Source organism: Achromobacter sp. ES-001 (assembly GCF_019448355.1).
Lineage (GTDB): Bacteria > Pseudomonadota > Gammaproteobacteria > Burkholderiales > Burkholderiaceae_B > Achromobacter > Achromobacter spanius_B.
Genome location: NZ_CP079940.1, coordinates 5,790,365 through 5,809,387, shown reverse-complemented (window position 1 = coordinate 5,809,387; position 19,023 = coordinate 5,790,365). Strand labels below are relative to the sequence as shown.

The following is a 19,023-nucleotide window of genomic DNA, read 5'->3' as shown; positions in this document are numbered from 1 at the left end:
CTGCCGTGAGTTTTCCATGGTCTTCTCCGTCATTCGTTCAATCTTCAAAGCTGTTGTTGTGCAGCGGCCAGTTCGGCCTGGAGGCGCTTGAGTGCCAGGTTCAGTTCCACCTGACGCGCCAGTTGTTTTCCTTTGGCCGCCTCGGCCCGCAGGCGACTGATTTCACCTTCCAGCCGCTGGCAATCGATCAATGCTTGTCGTCGCGCCGCGGTCTGTTCGGGTGTTGCAGCGGTTTGATAGATTCCTGTCCGTCGCGCTGCGTGCAGGGACTGCACGCATACGATCCAGCCTTCATAGAGGGCATGTAGCGACGCTTGGGGCTGATGCGAAACTGCAAGCGATTGCATGAAGTCCCGCTCAATGTCGGAAGCCGCCTTCGCAACAGCTCCAGGTGTGCCATCGGCTGCTTGAAACAGCGAGGCCGACACCAGATCGCCATCGAGCACGATCTTGCCCGCCTCGTTCTGCGCCCAGCGCTTATGCGCCAGCGAGAGGGTCATTGTTGGCCCTTCAGCCCGTTTTTCTTCCAGCAGCAACAGCACCGGATAAGGCACGGCCCGGTGCACCCGTTCCGCAAGGCGTGAAAGGCTGGCTGGCTTGTTGGCTCCGCGCAAGCTGACAGCCAGAACCGCGACCTCTAGATATTCGCGCTGCGTATCGCGGTACTCGGGCACGCCGATGGTGTTGGGCTTGAGGGCGGCCAGCCACTGGATGTCTTCAATCGCATCGGAGATCAAGCGCTTGTCAGACGCCGTGGGCGCACCGTTCTCCAGCAATAGCTTCTTGGGCACGCGCTGATCCACCCGCGCGCTATCCGGGAGACTCAGGGCGCTGACGACATCCGACCCGTTCATCACGAGAGTGCCGCTCCAAATGCCTTGACCGTTTCTTCGCTGTCGCGCCCGGCAATGGCTTTGCCCATGGCCTGCTCGATCAGCTTCAACAGTGCGGTGGCGCGTTGGCGGACAAACGCATCGAAGTCATCCGAGCGCAGCGCAGGCACCGGAATCACGTGGGAGAGCAGAAACTCGTCCAGGCTATCGGGGGCCACCTGCTTGGCTTTCTGGATGCGTGCAAGGTACACACTGGGCGCATCCCCACTGATGAAACGATTGGTGCCAGAGGCCAGTGGGGCCTTGTTGACCACACTGTTCCATTTCTCCTTGGGCAATTTCTGCTTTTCGCACCAGGCACGGGGGAACACATGGTGGATGTCGATGGCGTTGTTGAAGTAGGTGTTTAGGTCGATCGGCGTACCGCTGACAAAATCCCGACCACCGTGCTTCATGAGCAAGGCGGCCAGCCCCTTGTAGGCCGCTGCAAGGCGGCTTTGCAGGGAAAGCAGACGCGTCGGCGCAAAGTTGGCGTCGCGCACCGTGCGCGGCTCGCTACCGCCTTCGATCCAGGCGACCACATCCTGGATGTCCATGCCAAAGCGGGTTTCGTTAGCGCCACCGTACAGTTCGCCCAGAACACCGCTCCAATACCAGCGCAGCAGCTTTTGCTTGACGCCATGTTGCGTCGTGCGGTCTGCCAGGTGCGCGCAGATGGCCGACAACGGGACAAGCTGTGTGGCATACGGCAGGCTTCGGTCATCGTAGATTTTTTCCTCTGCCAGCAGCTCGGCAGCCCGCTTGAAGCCTTTCTCCAAATCGGATTCCAGCGCCTTGAAGTCCGCCAGCGGCAACTTCAGCACGTCAGCGCGCTTGCAACTGACGGATGTGCCATGCGCTTTGTGCCGCCGATAGCTGGCAAGCAGCGTTACTGCGGTGAGAAAGCTGGTGCCATCCACCGCCGTGAGCACATCGTGCTTGGCGGTTAGTCGCTCCTGCCGCGCCTCCCAGTCATCGCGCAGGTTGAATTCATCCGCTGCGAAGGTGGCGGTCATCAACTCGAACACGGTCAGCGTGACACCACCGGTATTGACCTTCTCGAAGACTTGACACACGGCTTCGCGTGGCGTGTCCTGGGTCAGTTCGATGGCGGGTACCTTGAACTGTTGGAAGCGTAGCCATATTTCGTTGCGAAACCGCTGCATGAACTGCATGGCTTCCGCTGCAAACTGATGGTGCGCACTGAAGCCGCTTTCCCAGGCCATGAACCCTTGGATGTCGAATAACAAGGTCACGGGGAAGAGCCGCTGGCTGTACTGCAGATCTGGCGTACTGACGTCCAGATCGACCTTTCGGCCGAAATCCGACGTGACTTGCAGCGTCTCCGGCACTGAAAGTACGGCATCTTCACGGTCCGCCGATTCATCCAGGCACTTGCTCATGTCGAGGAAATAAAGACGACGAATATCCGCGCCTTTCTCAGTGCGTGTCGGCACAGGCTGGCCACTGCGCAGCGCCAGGTACATCGAGGTCAGGCGTTGCTGTCCATCAAGCACGAGGGTCTTTGGAGCAGGTGCAGGCTGCAGATTCACACCGGCAAACAGTCGGGGCTTGAATGGCACGCCGCCTGCTTCCAGAAACATGACCGCGCCAATCGGGTAGGAGAGCGAGAGGCTCGCGATCAACGACCGAATATGGTTGTCGTCCCACACCCAGCCGCGTTGGAAGTCAGGAAGCTGGATTTGCCCCGATGCAATTCCATCGAGGACATCTTTCAATGCAGGTTCGGCGGTGCGAAAGCTCATGCTGGTCCTTGTAATCAAATACTTTGCTGATCGGGCAGCACAACGAGGAATGCCACCACCTCAAAATCGCCGCTGCCGGCGAACTCGCCTTTCATGGCGTGGGTGCCACCGGGCGTGAACAGGCTGGCCACGGCCCGTTCCTCTTGCTTCCCGGCGACGGAGGCCACCGCCGCCGCGAGCAGCTTCTGGGCATGGCGCATGTCCTCGCCGCCTTTGGTTGCTTTGTCGAAACGTGCGCAGGCACTGTCATCTGGCCGTTCGCGCCCCAGTGCCAAGCGCTTGAGGCGATCCAGGATGCGCTTGGCCTGCGGGTACGGCAGCAACACGGTGCCGTCATCGCTGACATGCACCAGGTAGTGCGGTGCGAGCGGGTAGTCGGACGTCGTGGCGGGCTTTGCTGCCGGGCCGCAGGCTTGCAGGCAGAAGATCACGCCGGGCGGAATGTCGGCATCCAGCGTGGTGGTGACCGCATAAGCACCCAACGGCTGGGTGTCCAGCTTGCCGGGGTGCGCTTTCAGGTACTGCGCCAGGTCGATGCGGAAGTCAGTCAGGGTAAGGTCGGTGATAGCCACGCCAGTCGACAGGTCTTCCATGTCGATCACCGTGTCCTGCAGCTTGAGCAGTTGCTTGCGCCGGTACTCCAGGTCGTTCATGGCGTTGCCGGACTGCTGCTCGATCAGGTTTTCTTCGCCTGTGGCCGAGACATCGAGCAGCACCATGCGGCCGCTGACGCGCTGCTCCAGGTTGATGTATTCCTCCAGCTCCATGTTGGGCCAGAAGTTCACGAGCTGGATGCGCTGGTTGGGCGAGCCGATGCGGTCGATACGCCCAAAGCGCTGGATGATGCGCACCGGGTTCCAATGGATGTCGTAGTTGATCAGCCAGTCGCAATCTTGGAGGTTCTGCCCCTCGGAGATGCAGTCGGTGGCGATCAGCAGGTCGATTTCGCCTTCATCCGCCAGGTCTTGCGGGCGCTCCTTGGAGCGCGGCGCGAAGGCCGACAGCACGTCGCCCATGCGCTTACTTAAGCCCGGCATGGTGGTTTGAATGCCGGCGCTGCCTGTGACGACCGCCGAATGCACACCCAGCGTGTCCCTGGCCCAGGGGGCAAGTTGGGCGTAGAGATAGTGCGCCGTGTCCGAGAAGGCGGTGAACACGATGATCTTGCGGTTTGCTTTGCCATCGTGTGTGTTGATGGGTTGGGCGCATTTGCGGGCAATCATGTCGCGCAGCGCTGCCAGCTTGGCATCACGCCCGGCATCCACTTGGCGCGCTGCTGCCAGCAGGGTCGCCAGGCGGTTACGGTCTTCCAGTAGATCCTGCTTCCAGCGAATCAGATCTACATCGCCCAGCAGCACTTTGACCTTGCGCCCGACCAGCAAGGCCTCGAACGCCGGGTCGTCGATATCGACGTCGGCAATGTCGATTTCCTCCAGCGCTTCGGCATGGGATTCGATGCGTGCCAGTGTGTTCTCTACATCCTTGAGTTGGCGCTGCACGGTGAGGGTGAAGGCCGACACACAACTTTCCATGCGTTTGAGCACGTTCACGCGCAGAAGGTGGATCAGGCTTTCTTCACGATCCGCCTGGCGGAAGAAACTTTCGCCGCCACGCACCTGAGTGCTGTACTTGGCGTCGTAGGCGGCCTGCTTGTGGGGCACCACATAGCGCAGCGGCGCGTAGCTGGCGAGGGTGAGCCGACGGATTTCCTGGTTGATGTCGCGGATAGCACGGAACTCGCCCGCAAGGTCCACGTCAGCCTTGATGTTGATGGGCGGCAGTCGGTCGGGGAAGCGGCCGGTCTCGCTGGTGCCGTAATACTTCTCCACATGCCGCCTGGAGCGGGCAATGGTGAGATGGTCCAATAGGGTGAAGTAGTCGAACCCCAGCATTTCTACCAACTGACTGGGGGTATTATCAGCTTCGTCCAGCGCCAGCCAGCGATTGAATTGCGCCTGCGCCTTGCCGGTCGTGGCTTCGATGCTGGGGATGCCATGTTCCATCAGGGCGGCGTCGTCGCCTTCGGTGGCAAAGGAAATCTGATTGCGCAGGTCGGCCAGGCGGTTGTTCACCGGTGTGGCGGAGAGCATTAGCACGCGGGTCTTGACGCCTTCACGGATGATGCGTCGCATCAAGCGGTCGTAGCGTGATTCCTTGCCCTTGTGCGTAGCCTTGTTGCGGAAGTTGTGCGACTCGTCGATCACTACCAGGTCGTAGTTGCCCCAGTTCACATGAGACAGGTCGATGTCACCCGACAGGCCACCATCACGAGACAGATCGGTGTGGTTGAGCACGTCGTAGTTGAACCGATCAGCCGCAAGGATGTTGCGTTTGTCGTTGGCCTTGTAGAGCGTCCAGTTGTCGCGCAGGCGTTTGGGAGCCAGCACCAGCACGCGGTCGTTGCGCAGCTCGTGATATTTGATGATGGCCAGGGCTTCGAAGGTTTTGCCCAGCCCCACGCTGTCGGCGATGATGCAACCACCGAAGCGACTCAGCTTGTCGATGGCACCCACCACACCATCGCGCTGAAACTTGAAGAGCCTCTTCCACACCACGGTATTGCGAATGCCGGTGGCGGACTTGACGATGCGCTCTTCGTCCATCTCGTCACCGCTGCCCTGAAACAGGTGGTGCAACATCAAGGTGTAGATGGTGAAGGGATCGCGATGCTCACCCAGGGCCTGCAGTGCTTGAAGAACGGACGCGCTCTCGTTGCGTTGGCCTTTGGAGTCGGTGGCAGCAGCACTTTGCAAGCCCGACCACTGATGATCAAACCATTGGGCGAGTTGCGCGGCTTCGTCGGCCGTTTCTGATGCCTGGATCAGGTTCAGCGGGTTGCCCGGCGTCAGGCCAAGGCCAGACGTGTTGAAGGCAAAAGAACCCAGAATCACTTGCGCAGGTGCGCCGTCCGGCCCGCGCATAACGGCAGCCCCCTGCGGCACCGATTTCGATGCCCGCCGAAGCTCCACTTTCTCATTGATCCATTTCGCGCACTGATTGGCTAACCAACGTGCCTGCAGACGATTGCGCGCAGCGCGGTCACCCTCCGTACCCAAGAGTTCAAGCGCCTCGTTATCAGGGGGCACGATCAATTGGATTCGATCCAGAGCGGACAACGCCTCCCGGATTTCTGCAAAGGCGTAGAGAGAAACAGAAGGCGTTAGGCAGTCGAGTCGGTTGCCGTGCTTGAGGTGGGGCCTCATCAAGTCGATTACGCGCTGTGTTCCGGTGTTTTGGATTAGCTTCATGAACGCCTTCGCTCACTTCTGACTATTCTTGCACGAGGCTTAAACACCCCTGCATACTCGTAGTTCGTGGTGCGAGAAAATTCGTGCCGACGCGCCACTTCCGAGACCTGCATGTCAGGATCGCGTAAAAGGGCTTTGATCTCTCTCACTTAATTCTTCCCCAGCGTTGGCTTGCGTCTGCCGACCCGACCTCGACAACGAACGGTATCCAGCCTGCTTAAGCGCGTCACTGCAGTCCAGATGCTAATCATCGTAGACACGCGAACGTACCCTATATGTTGATTCGTGGGCGCAATCAGGACGTTGAAAAATTGACGGGGATATTAACATTCGTTGATGAATTTTCATGATGGCAAAATGCGGTGGTTTCAGCTGTTCAGAAAGCCGCTGCTTTATGGTCAAATTTCGAGCTGAACGTCATTCAGCAGATAAATAGCAGGAGGGGAACCGTGGGTAGAGCGAAAATCGCGCCCGCGTTTGCAATCAGCACGCAGCCGTGCCTCCGCACGGCTCGCTTGAGGCGGGAGTGGAAGTTGGTTTGCGGGCAAACCCTGGCCCGGCAGGGCTTCCACCGCCGTCATACGCATCGGCGCCGGAACGTAAACCGCGGTTGACTTGCAAGCCTGAAACTCAGGACGCCCTTATTCTCAATGCATCCATCAAAGATGGCGCGGATATATCGCCTCGATTTTTGCAGCGATTCGCGACATCGCTCTTTCTTTCAAGCCGCCTCAGCCAATGCAGCGCCCTCTGGTAGCTGCCCAAATCGAGCCAGCATCTCTGCGATGAAGTCTTGTGCAATTTCAGCGATCGAGATTTTGAACAGCAGCATCTCCGTATGCACCAGGGGACGATCATCTTGCCAGAGCTGCCGGTGGGCTGCGGCCATAACTTCGAGGTAATAGGCATAGGCATTCTGGCCGGGTACCACCGCCGTGTTCAACCAGACCCTGAGGGGATCATCCTTGCTTGTCTTACCTACGCTCGCGGCCACCAGCTCATCCCGTGCAGGACACGCGCTCCCGTAACTTCCCAACCAGGCAAAGGCGGCCGCGCTCTCATCGTCGAGACTCGCAAGCAACCCGTTTCTACCCGGCGGCACGGGCAACACCGGAGCATTCACGGATCGGATAAAGTGGATCGCGTCCAAAGCAAAAGCGATGCGCGCGTCGTAAATCAATGCCCAATCGTTCCACACGAATGAAAGCCATTTTGACCAGCTAGCGATTCCACCGAATCTGTACAACCCGCGCCTGATTCGCGGCCGAACCGCCAAACGAAGGCTTTCGTGATCAACAACCGCATCGAATCCGGTTTCGATATCGGTGAACCGAGAGGCGTACTCTTCAATCGTTTCCTCATCATTTCCATTCAACCCACCCCAGTCGGAAATCACGAATTTGGCAAGATCGGCCAGTTCCTGAACACGGGTTGCCCCTTTCTTCCCGGCCTGGATCTCGCGCGATCGCTGGGCAACCGCCTGTCGCAACTCCAAGGTTTCAGCGAAGTCTCCGCCAAAATCACGGTCGGAGCGCAAGCCGCGGGCCCGCGCCGCAGCTATGCAGCTCTCCGTCATACCCCAGTTATAGTCGTCCAGGCGATGACGGTAAGCCGATAAGTACGTAGCCATTTCATGGCCAAATGCGACTGCTTGCGAGGTTGTAGGCTTCATTTTCCTTTTCATCCGTTCATCACTATCTCGTTCCCGAAACACGTCGGCGATCGTCCTTTGCTTACGCTTGCAACCCGACTAAGCGGGTGCCGGCCTAACCCGGCATGACGCTGAACACCGGCACCAGGCTGCTCACCTCATGGGGCGCGCTTGCCTTGCATACGGACATGTGGTGATTCTTGTCATGCAGCTTGATACTCGCGCTTATCGTGTCTCGACCGACCGCGTCTATGAGCGTGTTGTGTACGAGCATGTCGAGCTGCCGCGACGCCAAATCCACACGAGCGCCGCGACCCAATCCGGGGAGTACCCAGATCAGACGGTTTTTGCTGACTTCAACGCTCCCACCGCGTATCTCCATCTCTGCAGCGAGTAGCTCCTCCAACAGCAACGCGGTGCTCGTACCGTGCTTCACATGCTTCAAGGCGGCGCGAACCGCTTCGCCTAGGTTGTCGAACTGCAGCTTCTCTGCGAATTCTCGGGAGCCCGTTGCCTTGTTCATGTACCAGATCTCAGGGCTCTCCACCGCAGCGATTCCCTTCCAGTCCTCGCGCCAACCATCCTCCAGACCGAAGGCCTCGTCTTCGCTGATGCAAGCCAGCATCCGTATGACGATGGCGCGGACCGCAGCATCAACTTGACCGTCTGGCTGCACCATGGGGCCGTACACGACGTGCTTTCCGCGCACGAGAAAGATCCAGTGGTTGCCGTTGGTGACGACACCCATCATCCCGGGCTTGAGATAACAATCGATAAGGTCCGGATGCAATTTCCTGGCGAACTTCTTTGCCTCAATCAACCAGACAGGCCGGGTGCCCTGCACGATGGCGATGTCCGCCGACAACCGTTTGTTCGGACCGTTCGGCTGGGAGTATTCATAGAAGGCTTCCAGGCCGCTGATTTTCAATGCGGCATCCGTCACGGGACAGATCAACCGATACATCGCCCACCGTTCGGACGGCTGCGGTCGAATCGGCTTCTCGCCGAACGACATACCGAGTTCTTGCTGGCCCGAGGCACTGCCTTTTACGAACTTATTCATGAGCTGCAGCAATCTGCACAGCGCGTGCGGCAACGGGCAGAAATAGCCAGCGCTCACGCACGGCCTCTCCCGACACGGCCTCGACAGCACGGGCGTAAGCCTCCAGTTGTCCGCCGTGCGTCGCGGCCAGGCGCTCGCCGTCCGCGACGCCGCGCGGGTCCGCCTTGTGATCGATGAGGATGTGGCCAGCCGCGACTCGGATCAGCAGATCAATCTGGCCGCGGATGACGGTGCCGTCAAGGCGTGGCACCTGAATCGGCAGTTCCGCCTGGGCAGTGCCGTCAGGCCACTTGGACTGCCACCATTCCTGAAAAGCCCCCACCTGGAAGCGGACTGCCTCCGGGGTCACGGCGCCATGGACGCCCCAGCGTATCAGGACCTCCCTGATCTGTTCATCGCTGATGGGACGCGACGGATCCGCCACCGAGCAAGCGATGCAACCATGCAGCGCCGAACCCAGCGCAGCCATGTCGGTGTCGGACTGGACAACGATCCGCTTGCCTACGTCCTCCACCTTCACCGCCCGATGCTGCCCGGCCTGGGCGGCGCTGGGCGCAAACCAGAGCCGTTCAAAAGATTTGGGCTGGCGCGCGTCGAAGTAACGCATGGCCCGTGCAGCCGGCACCGGCGGTGCGTCGAGTGATTCATCGAAGTCCCAGGCTTTCGTTTCGCGGACGACGGTCTGGCCGTCCATCACGGATGTGCCCGCCGGGCCCCAGAGCTTGGCGGCCGCGCCTATCTCGTCGAGCCAATCGCAGGGCGGAACTGAATCCATCGTCTTTGTACCGCCCACCAAAGTGAGCGCATCGCGCGCACGGGTGAGGGCGACATACAGCAAGCGTGTGTTCTCCGTGCGCGCCTGCTCGGCCATGAGCTTGCCAGTTTCTGACGCCTCCGCGTCGGCGATGACCTGCACGGCAGACCTAAAGGGATTGACCCAATGATGGATGTAGCGGTTGGCCAGAGGGGCTGTCGCGTCAAAAGCACCGATCGTCCGGGAACGCACGCTCCACAGATCCGTGCGATAGCCGTGATCCAGGCCGATCACAATCACCATCGGCCATTCCAGGCCCTTGGCCGCATGGAAGGTCATGACTTCGACCGCGCCATGGGCGGCCGCCGCACGTCCGTCCGCTCCATCGGCCACCAGTTCCTGGAACCAAAGCAACATCCCGTTGATCGTCGCCGATTGCCGCGAGCCCAGACAAGCCTCCTCGTACTGTTGTGCCAACGCCAACAGCGCTTCAATGTTGGCGATACGAACCTGCGCCTCGCGCTCCGCCGCCGACCACTGGTGTGCCAAGCGCGCAACGCCGGACTCGGCTTTTGCCAGCCGCAGCGCTTCACGCGGCGTGAGCGACAACAGGGACGGCCGCAAGCTGGCCAGCCTGGCGATCAGCGGATGAGCGTCCGCTCCCTCCGCCTTCCATGCCGACACCGAGGGGGAAGTCTCGCCGTCTCCGTCCGCAGCTATCCCGGCAAGGAACTGCAAGCGGTCTTGCAGCCAGTCTTCCGGCCTGACCGAACCCGTCAGCCCGACAATCATGGCCGTGGCCACCGTATCCGAGGCGTCCTGCAAACGGCGCAGGCAGGCCAGCACCAACTGAACCTCGGGCGTCGACATCAAGCCAGGCCGGGCCGCCGCCGCGGCAATGCCCCAGCGGCTCAGTGCATCGACCGCCGACTTGATATGGTCATTCTTACGGCACAGCACGGCGATGTCGCTGGCTTGCAACGGACGCTCCTGGCCCGTGGCCTTGTCGGCAATTAGGATGCCGCGTTCCAGCAGCTCCGACACCGCGGGTCCCAAGGCCTTCAGCGAAATTGAACGTTTCCCGGCTTCCGTCACGAATGACCAGTTCAAGAGTTGAGGCTGTCCGACAAGCGGCTTGCGCACCGGCCTGAGCGCGGTGTCGGAGGCCGATGCGGGGTGAAAGGCCGGCACGAACACCTCGTTGGCCAAGCCCACCAACCCCGGGGTGGACCGGTACGAATCCGACAACGGTGTACCCATCGTGCCGCCCCAGCCTTCCACGGAATCGAGGATCTGCTGAATGAGTGTCGAATCCGTGCCGCGAAAGCCATAGATGGCTTGCTTGGGGTCGCCTACCCATATCGAGCTTTTGGCCAGCTTCGCCAACTCTACGAAGATGGCCAACTGAAGCGGATTCGTGTCTTGGAACTCGTCGACCAGAACGAGATCGAGCTCACCTGCGAGCGCTTCACGCACCAAGGTGCTGCTTTGCAGGGCTCGCAGCAACAAGACCTCTTGATCGGTGAAGTCGACTACACCAAGGTCTCGTTTGGCGTCGGCAAAGGCTTGCAAGGCACGTCCCGCCAGGTCGAATACCGTACAAAGATAGTTCCGCACATCATCGTGAAACCGGTCATGGGTAGGATGGCGTGCTGCGATATCTTTAAGGTCCTCCACAATACTGGCCTGCTTGGCGCCAGCATTCAGTTTCGACAGTTGCTGCCAGGCATTCCACGCAAGCTGCCCGCGAGCGAGACCGCTACGGGCTGCTGCGACTCTCTCGATCGCGTCGTTCAGAACCTTGGTATTCACGCCAGCGGCCTGCGCCTGCTTGAGCTCGCGCTCCGCGCGTTCAAGCGCCACACTCAAGACGGCATCGTGATCGCCCTGCGGGCGCGGCCAGCACGCCAGCATGGCGTCCGCATTTCGCGGCCCCATCACGGCAAGTTCTTCTGGGCTGATGTTGTTGGAACGCGCGGCGTTCATGACCGCCTGCAGCGTGGCGGTCACCTCATCGTCGTCCAGGTCCAACCGCGCGGTCAGTCGCGCCAGATTCTCTACAGCGCTCGCATCCTGAACGCCTTCCACAGCCACGCGCACAAGGCGGCGGCCTTCGTCTTCGGTCAGCACCGTCTGATCCGGCGAGATGCCGAGTTCAAAGCAGAATCGCTGAATCAAGCGTCCGCAGACGCTGTTGACCGTGCCGATGCTCGCCTGCCCCAGCGCGGCGGCCAGATCGAGCCGCCGCCGGTTTAACAACGTCGACCTCGCGCGCTCGCGCAACTCCGAGGCAGCCTTGACCGTGAAAGTGGTGGCCAGGATCGCTGCTGGCCGCGCAGCGCCGCTTTGCAGACGGTCCGCCAGCAAGTGAGTCAGGTAATAGGTCTTTCCGCTGCCCGCCCCAGCGCGGACGAATTCCACATTCATATTCTTCTGATCCATGGTTATTCCCTGCTGCCGAACAGCGCCGTGTAATCGCCGTGCCACGGCGCGGTTTCGCCCAGCGGCAGGCAGTCTTCCGGAGATGGTTCCGGTTCCGGATCAAGTCCCTTTTCGATCACGTCAACACGGCCTTCCTGCCACTGCCGCACCCGCCAGGCCCAGGTGGCTCTGGCCTGCATGACGAGCTCCGACGCATTGATGCCGTTCTTTGCACTGATGACGCGGGCTTGTGGGCCGAAGACGTCCGGGGTAGCGGTCAACAGCAGAGCCTCACGGAACGTGAAATAGCCCACCGCGGCAGGCAGCGCGCCGAGTTCCTGCCGGATCATTTCGCCATACAACGCCAGTTGCAGGTAGGTGCCGTCGGACAGCGCTTGCCGATAGCGCTTCGCGCCCGTCCATTTGAGATCGAGCGCGGCGGTCCTGCCATCGGCAAGATGCAACAACAGGTCGGTGGCGCCGTTGAGACGCAACGCACCGAGCATGCCAGCCAGCGGCCGCTCGGCCTCGACACGGACGACGCCGGCATGCGCCATATGCTGTAGCAACACCCATAGGCCGTGACGCATGGTGTTCTTGAACTGAAAGAGCGCGGCGCTGTTGCCCGGCGCAAGCAACGGCATGCCTTCCTGTTCAAGCAATCTTGCCAACTCCGGCTCCAGCCACGCTTCCAATTGGGCCTGGCTCCAGGATGGCGCATCATCGTTGACGAAGAGGGTCTCCACCAAGCGGTGCGAGAGGTTGCCGAGCAAGCGGCCATCCTTCGCGACCACCGTAGCCCGCCCAGTACGCAGACCGGCCGCATACTTCAACACGGCGATCGCCGGGTTGTTGAAATGAAGATCCAATGACGTGTAAGACTGCGAGGGCAGGCGTGTCGGAAGCGGATAGGTGGCCCGCCATGGCGCATCCGTGTCCAACTCCCAGACGCCTTGCGCGCGTTGCAATGGCAGAGGCGCGACCTGCCTCAACTGGTCGCGCACCATTGGATGCTCTTCGAGCTGCGATGCGACCAACGCAGGCGCGAGCAAGGCGATAAGCTGCCATGCCGGATGGTCTTCCGCCGGTGCCGGCGGCAAGACCATAATCAGGCGATCCGCAGCAGTCAGCAGCGGCCGCATCCACAACGCGGCCAGGCTGCCCATGGCGAACGCCTGGTCCACAAGCTCGACCCCGCCCGCTGCCAGCGCCTCGATTTCAGGACGGCTCCACGGATGCCCCGCTGGCAGCTTCGGAGCGGAAGGCATCCACCAGATGACTTCGGCGACCGGCCCCAGGGCGCAGGCTTCGGGCGTCGTGGCGCCGAGCATGCAAGCCGCCTCGGCCACGGCCAGGCTATTGCCGCAGGCCGTGGTCGCCTGAGCGCACAGCTGTTCGAGCAACCGGGGCTTGACGTGCTTGACCCCGTCCCGCTGCAGCGACTGGAGGCCGCTAAGCGTCCCCGCGCATTGGCTTAGGGCTGCGCCAAGATCGCGCGCCACCGCGTCGGTAGGCATGATGTGCAGCAAACGGCCGCGCAGCGCCTGCGCCAGCAGTTTGACCCGATCGATTGCGTAGTCAATGGGCGCGCCGACGGCTCGCGGATGGCGGGGCGATTCAAGCCAGACCCGGATGTGCTGCTCCAGTTCCGCGCGAAGTTCGGGCGGAGTCTCGGCCAGCAGGCGTTCGCGCGCCTTGATCCACTCGGCCCCGCCGATACCCGGATGCTCTGAAAAGACCGCGCCGAACGCGCGACGCGCCGAGGCCCGGAAGGGGCCGATCGGATGCATGAGGAAATCCAGCAGGCGCGCAGGTTCCAGAGGATCCCAGAAGGTCTCGAAGCTCAGCGGCAACGCCAGCAATGCCGGACGCAAGGCACTGGACTCGTCAAAACCGCAGGCCGGTGCGCCGTTGACACGCAAGGTATCGTCAACCGAAGCGCCGTGCTGCTCGCTGACCAGGAGCATCTGGGCCTGCCCGGCATGATAGTGATGAGCCAGCCATTGCTCCGCGGTTTCGCATGTGTGGGGACGCAGCACAACAATCGAACCATCGCTACCGTCGATATCCAGCCGAGCACTGAATTGGTCAAGCGACACCGCATCCGACACGGCGCGTTGCAGACGCCCCAGTTGCGTATGCGGCTCGGCCGCGGGAACCAGGACGCTTCCATCGACAACCGGAAATCGGGCCAAGAGCCTACGCCACAAGGACGGAAAGAGCTTGCAGTCCTCCAGCAGTACGATCTCGCCGACCGGTACGCTGCGCTCATCGAGACGGCGCAGGACAGCGAGCAGGCGATCGCCTTCGCCGGGGGGCAACAAGCCGGCCGCCGCGGCTTCGACAACGGCCATGTCAGACAAGCGAGCCGGCCATCCCACTGCCGCCGCGCCCGTCCATCCTCCAAGAATCCATTCGTCGCGCCATTGCAGGAGGCGGGCCGCGGTGCCGATTTCATCGGCCGCCAAACTGTCGTGAAAAAACCTGTCTGGCCCATCGGATTGACGCAACGCCAGCAGGAAGGCCGCGGTCCGTTCAGCCACACTGACTGGCAACGACGACAGGCCGAGCCAGGTTTCCAACATCGCAAGAAAGGCCTGGCGCCCCACGGTCGCGCGTTCGAGCGACGTCCCGGGGTGAGGGCCTTGCCACTGCTCGATATGCAGGCCCAGGGTAATTCTCAGCGCTGCCGTGGTGCCTTGTTGCTCTTGCATTTCGCTCGCTCTTTGGTCATAGGTGCGGATTGGGGGTGACCGGCCACCTCCACGGGAGCCGCCACGGGATTGATCACGCCGGTGTCGGACAGACGTCGAGACGTTCGAGCAGTCGCGCCGCCGCCCGCTCGGACATGACCAAGACCAGCTTCATGGAGGCGCGCGTCGCGCCTACGAACAAGCGGCGAACCTCGTCGTCGCCCAGCATTTCAAAGTCGATCTCCGCCATCACGACTGCCGGCGCGGACTGCCCCTTGAAGCGGTGCACGGTATCCGTCACCAGCGTGCCTTCGGAATACTGCGGCCTGCCTTCACCGTCGTAGGTGCCAAGAAATTTTCGCAGCGCATATGAACCCAATTGATCGTAGGACAGGATGCGAGAGCTATCCCTTCCCCGATAACTGAGAAGCGCGATGTCCGTCGTCGCGAACCCGGCCAATTGGCATAGGCGCACACCTTCTTTGACTTGGTCGAGCAATTGCGCGCCAGTCTCGTAGGTAAGGAATTCCACGTCGTGGCCCGCGACGGGCGATGCCGGCACGACCGCTACTCCGTCCGGGACCAATGCTTGCAGCAATTGGACGACAGGCCGCGGACTGCGGAAGTTCATGTCTGCTCGCAGTCGTATCCAACCCGGCAGTTCCACGGCGGCATGGCGATACAGCTTCTGCATTGGATCTTCGAGCCAGAGAATGCGGGCATCATCGCGGGCATGGCGCAGTATCAGCTCAAACCATTCGGCCTTGATGTCCTGCCCCTCATCGATGATGACCGTGTCGAACATCAGATCCAGCGGGACCGCCAATTCCTGGCAGGCGTTGACCAGTTGCTCGAAGGCCATGGCCGCATTGAAGTCAGGCACCGATCCCGACTGTCTGACCATGCGTACGCACAGCATGTGGAACGTGCACACCACGCCGCCAGCCGGCACGATCGCGGCAATGTGATCTGCCAGGGGCCGGTTGAAGCAAAGATACAGCGGCCTGCGTCCGGCCTCGATTGCCGCGCGGTACTCGGCCAGGGCCAACTGCGTCTTTCCAGAGCCAGCCGTGCCGTTCACGTGCAGTCGAAAGGGCGTCATGTCGATTTGCCGGGCCCAATACGCCAGGCCGCTGGACACGCGGGTGACCAGCGCCTTGGCCTGCCCCACCAAGGCGCTGGCATCCGCCTCCAGTTGAATGACGTCGCAGAGAAACCGATGCACCTGCTCGTACAACGGACCCGCGATGCCTGCTGGGAGAATCTGCTGAATCACCGTACACAATGCGTCGCGTCGGCTTGCATCGACGATACGCTCGGACATCACGCCCACCGTTTGCGGCGTCTTGCACAAATAGTCGGGGCAATAGAGCAGATGCTCAATCTCGATGTAAGCACCATTCAAGACCCGTGCCAGCTTGCCTCGCAGGCTGTTCACCGTGCGGCCCATTTGTGCAGGTACCGATTTCAGTTTGCCGCCGCCGTAGTTCTTGGCCAGCCCATCAGGCGTCTCTTCCAATGGTCCGCATTTCTGCTCGATGAGCATCATGTGTCCGGCCTGGTTGACGATGACGAAATCGACTTCGCCGTGGATGGCGTGGGATCGTTCGATATTGGTCCAATGCACGGCGTGATACACCGTGTATCCATCCGGCAACCCCTGCGCCAACAATTCCAGCGTCTCGAATTCCCGACGCATCGCGCCGATGGCATCCATGGTTTGCCAACCATCCGGCACGATACGCGCCATGTTGCGAAGCTCCTTAGCAGGCGAAATTGGCGGGCGGTGCCGGGGGAAAGTACAGGGCGTCAGCCTGAAGAACGGACCGCCTCATTGGCAGAAGGGTCTGTTCAGCCAAAGTCAACATTTAGATTTAATTGTACGTATTTAAATACATATGCGTCAGCATACCCTATTCAGCATTTCTTTTTTTATTGCGATCTGATTGTCGCGTTGACGGATAGTGGGCCACGGCCCTGAGCCCGAGTCGAGAAACGTGGCGATACCCGTGCGCTCTATCCTGAGCTAAGAAGGCGTTTCAGCCAGCTCGCCATCAGCGCTGGCGTCGAAGGCGCGATGCATCGCAGTTGCGTTGATTGGCATTTTGGACAATGGGCCGCAATATCCCGCCCAACGACAAGCGCGTCACTGATGGGCGCAAATGCCTGTCTCCAATTGCATTCGGTGCAGATCTGAGTGAACGGCCGGGGGCGGACAGGCATGCTGCGATTCCAGGAAAAATAGGGCGAAATACTCAGGAAAATGCGAGCTTGCACCTGGCTCAATCATTTCTCGCGCAGGCGTCTTCTGCCGCATCCCGCCTGACCGCCTCAATATATCTGCCTAGGATGGCCGTGCTTAATACGCCTGTCACGAAAACGATAGCGAATGCAGCCAAGTGTTCCAGGGGCGTGGCGTTGTTGTTGATCATGTGAAATCCAGGATAGGCAAAATCGGCAGCCCGATGACTGCCGCACCGCAACCAGAATATGAGGCGATCGGGACATTACGTGTCTCGATCACCCACCCGTTCACGCACGCGCTGCATAAAGCGCCGCAAGCGTTTCCGCTTCGGTGGCCATTTCCTCGCGTAGCTTTGTCGGCCCCAAGACTTCCACATTCGGGCCAAACGCTCTCAGCCACCAACGCAGGCGCTTGCTGAGCAAGACCGTTCCTGTGACCCGCAGTTCCGATCCGACATACTCCGCCACTTGATCATCGGATAAGGGCGATTCGATCAGGTGATTGCCAGCGCCGCTGAGAAAACGCAGTTCCAGCTTGATGGCGCCCTCCACCATGAAATCGAACTGCCGCTGATGTTTCACATACTCGGCCAATCTGAACTCACGAGGATAGGTGAATATCTCTGGCAACATGGTTGCGCTGACCACCCTGTCAAGCCGGTACATGGCGGGCTTGGGATAGCCGACTATGGCTGCGACAAGATAAATCACCCCACCCACCTCGACCAATCCGAGCGGGTCGATAGTCTTCGTCGTTTCCTGGTCCCCTTTGGAGCGAACGCGATACACCACTTCGAGTTTCTGCTCGAAAAATAGCGCACGGGAAACGGTAGAAAAGATGTTTGAGTCTATGGCCGGATGCTGCAAGGCAAAGGCCCCGCTTTCTACTTCGACCTTGTCCACCCATTTCCGATAGCGGCGTTCGCTGTCGCTCTGCGAAACGCCCAGCCGTTTCTCGGCAGTGTCGAACAAGGAATACAGCGATTCGGAAACCAGCGACGGAATCTGGCGGGATGAAAAGCGCTTCAAAGTTTGCAGCGCCAGCGCTTGTTCATGCGTCATCAAGCCGGCCGACCTGGCGGCCACACCTCCAGCGCCGGCCCGCCTGCGCCAGACCAACGCCGTGCCACGCTTTTCGGACTCCACCAACTGTTGGTCGAGCAACTTCTGCAATGTGCGCAGAACGGTCTTGACGACGGGAGGCTCGGGATATGACCGGCACAACTCCCGGTGTATTTCCGGCGTACTCATGAAGTGCCCGCCCTGCTCGGCGTCCTTCAAGACGTGGAAAATATTGACGACCAGCGGGGGCATGCAGGAACTCACTTTGCTTCGATACGAAGCTGCTACGATAACAAACTGAGATTTACCAGAAATATCATCGCCACGCAGGCCGGCACCGGACCTCCGGAATGCAGAAGTCGCGGTGAAAATAGTCGGCAGAATCTAATCGAGCGCGGGCCAGGAAAAACCCAGCAAGGCATCCACGCGCATCGCACCATCCAGAGTCATGGGCACGCCAACCAAGGGCTGCAATTCGTGCAAGCCCGCTTCGATTATCGTGCGCTGCAACTCATGCTCGGGAACGCCGGCAACGGCGAGCGCTGCAGGTTGCATCAACAATGCAGTCAGCGCCTCGCGCAGCACCTCGGAAAAGCCGGCGGCGGTCTGCTCAGAACCAAGAACGGCAAGAAGATTGGCAGCGGCGAACTTGCGCGTCGCGCGCCACGCAAGCACTGTCTTGTAGCCCTCCGCACGGGTCCATTCCAGCGCCGCCAGCGCCCGCACTGACGTTTGCACGGCGCACGCCCACGGCTTGTCCGCCGCCATGACCCAGACACCCTTGCGAACAGCGGGCAACTGGCTGACCCGGCCACGGCACAACGCCAAGGCCGCCACGCCCTGCTCACGGGCCTGACGCATGGCCTCGAGCGGTCCATAGGCGTTCCATTCGGCGCGCCCTTTTCCCGTCAATGCCGCGAAGTCCACGAGATGCAGCGACAGCGCGCCGTGCGGCGCGTCCGTATCCGCGTGCCAATCAAAGGCCGGCACTTCCTCCGCAAGCTGCCGCACAAGCAAGGCGACATCATCCGCGGACATCCCCCAGCCGTGCAGGGCGACCACGGGGCGATTGAATGCGGTATGAGTTCCAGGGGTTGCTATCGAATCCGACACTGTGTCTCCACTTGAGTTGGGAGTACGCAGTTTGGATCGCGGTCAGGACATTTGCTGTCCCGAAGACCGCATTGGGTGGTATTTACTTGTCAGGCCCATTGAGGCGCGCGGGATAGTGCGCAGAAATAGATTTTCG

At 60.7% G+C, this 19,023-nt stretch carries 11 protein-coding genes; all 11 read right to left on the bottom strand.

The features are described 5' to 3' along the window. Nucleotides 1-44: 44 nt before the first annotated feature. A complete protein-coding gene (locus tag KYT87_RS26260; protein ID WP_219992787.1) occupies nt 45-854 on the bottom strand; it encodes a DUF4391 domain-containing protein in 810 nt (269 codons plus the stop codon). Beyond that, complete coding sequence (locus tag KYT87_RS26255; protein WP_219991232.1) at nt 854-2,638, bottom strand: DUF262 domain-containing protein; 1,785 nt, start codon at nt 2,636-2,638, stop codon at nt 854-856. Before KYT87_RS26255 ends, KYT87_RS26260 begins: the two co-directional genes overlap by 1 nt. Before the next feature lie 14 nt (nt 2,639-2,652). After that, on the bottom strand, nt 2,653-5,886 hold the full coding sequence (locus KYT87_RS26250; protein ID WP_219991231.1) for a helicase-related protein: 3,234 nt from the start codon (nt 5,884-5,886) through the stop codon (nt 2,653-2,655). A 721-nt stretch (nt 5,887-6,607) separates the two neighbouring features. Next, complete coding sequence (locus KYT87_RS26245; RefSeq protein ID WP_219991230.1) at nt 6,608-7,558, bottom strand: hypothetical protein; 951 nt, start codon at nt 7,556-7,558, stop codon at nt 6,608-6,610. A gap of 94 nt (nt 7,559-7,652) precedes the next feature. Continuing rightward, entirely contained in the window at nt 7,653-8,600 is a 948-nt protein-coding gene (locus tag KYT87_RS26240; RefSeq protein WP_219991229.1) for a hypothetical protein, read from the bottom strand. Then, nucleotides 8,593-11,796, bottom strand: a complete 3,204-nt coding sequence (locus KYT87_RS26235) for an exodeoxyribonuclease V subunit beta (RefSeq protein ID WP_219991228.1) — start codon at nt 11,794-11,796, stop codon at nt 8,593-8,595. The genes KYT87_RS26240 and KYT87_RS26235 overlap by 8 nt, the downstream gene beginning before the upstream one ends. A gap of 2 nt (nt 11,797-11,798) precedes the next feature. Next, nucleotides 11,799-14,489 (bottom strand): PD-(D/E)XK nuclease family protein, encoded by a 2,691-nt coding sequence (locus KYT87_RS26230; RefSeq protein ID WP_219991227.1) that lies wholly within the window; start codon nt 14,487-14,489, stop codon nt 11,799-11,801. A 73-nt stretch (nt 14,490-14,562) separates the two neighbouring features. Further along, a complete protein-coding gene (locus KYT87_RS26225) occupies nt 14,563-16,218 on the bottom strand; it encodes an ATP-dependent helicase (protein WP_219991226.1) in 1,656 nt (551 codons plus the stop codon). A 532-nt stretch (nt 16,219-16,750) separates the two neighbouring features. Next, on the bottom strand, nt 16,751-16,900 hold the full coding sequence (locus KYT87_RS26220; protein WP_219991225.1) for a hypothetical protein: 150 nt from the start codon (nt 16,898-16,900) through the stop codon (nt 16,751-16,753). Between the two features lie 100 nt (nt 16,901-17,000). Then, on the bottom strand, nt 17,001-18,026 hold the full coding sequence (locus KYT87_RS26215; RefSeq protein ID WP_219991224.1) for a YafY family protein: 1,026 nt from the start codon (nt 18,024-18,026) through the stop codon (nt 17,001-17,003). A gap of 132 nt (nt 18,027-18,158) precedes the next feature. Further along, nucleotides 18,159-18,836: a hypothetical protein gene (locus tag KYT87_RS26210; RefSeq protein WP_219991223.1), complete on the bottom strand. Its 678-nt coding sequence runs from the start codon at nt 18,834-18,836 to the stop codon at nt 18,159-18,161. Between the last annotated feature and the right edge of the window lie 187 nt (nt 18,837-19,023).

What these genes read in the sequence shown, in the direction of transcription:
- KYT87_RS26260 (WP_219992787.1), bottom strand. Translation starts at nt 854, where the DNA reads ATGAACGGGTCGGATGTCGTCAGCGCCCTGAGTCTCCCGGATAGCGCG.
- KYT87_RS26255 (WP_219991232.1), bottom strand. Translation starts at nt 2,638, where the DNA reads ATGAGCTTTCGCACCGCCGAACCTGCATTGAAAGATGTCCTCGATGGA.
- KYT87_RS26250 (WP_219991231.1), bottom strand. Translation starts at nt 5,886, where the DNA reads ATGAAGCTAATCCAAAACACCGGAACACAGCGCGTAATCGACTTGATG.
- KYT87_RS26245 (WP_219991230.1), bottom strand. Translation starts at nt 7,558, where the DNA reads ATGAAGCCTACAACCTCGCAAGCAGTCGCATTTGGCCATGAAATGGCT.
- KYT87_RS26240 (WP_219991229.1), bottom strand. Translation starts at nt 8,600, where the DNA reads ATGAATAAGTTCGTAAAAGGCAGTGCCTCGGGCCAGCAAGAACTCGGT.
- KYT87_RS26235 (WP_219991228.1), bottom strand. Translation starts at nt 11,796, where the DNA reads ATGGATCAGAAGAATATGAATGTGGAATTCGTCCGCGCTGGGGCGGGC.
- KYT87_RS26230 (WP_219991227.1), bottom strand. Translation starts at nt 14,489, where the DNA reads ATGCAAGAGCAACAAGGCACCACGGCAGCGCTGAGAATTACCCTGGGC.
- KYT87_RS26225 (WP_219991226.1), bottom strand. Translation starts at nt 16,218, where the DNA reads ATGGCGCGTATCGTGCCGGATGGTTGGCAAACCATGGATGCCATCGGC.
- KYT87_RS26220 (WP_219991225.1), bottom strand. Translation starts at nt 16,900, where the DNA reads ATGATCAACAACAACGCCACGCCCCTGGAACACTTGGCTGCATTCGCT.
- KYT87_RS26215 (WP_219991224.1), bottom strand. Translation starts at nt 18,026, where the DNA reads ATGCCCCCGCTGGTCGTCAATATTTTCCACGTCTTGAAGGACGCCGAG.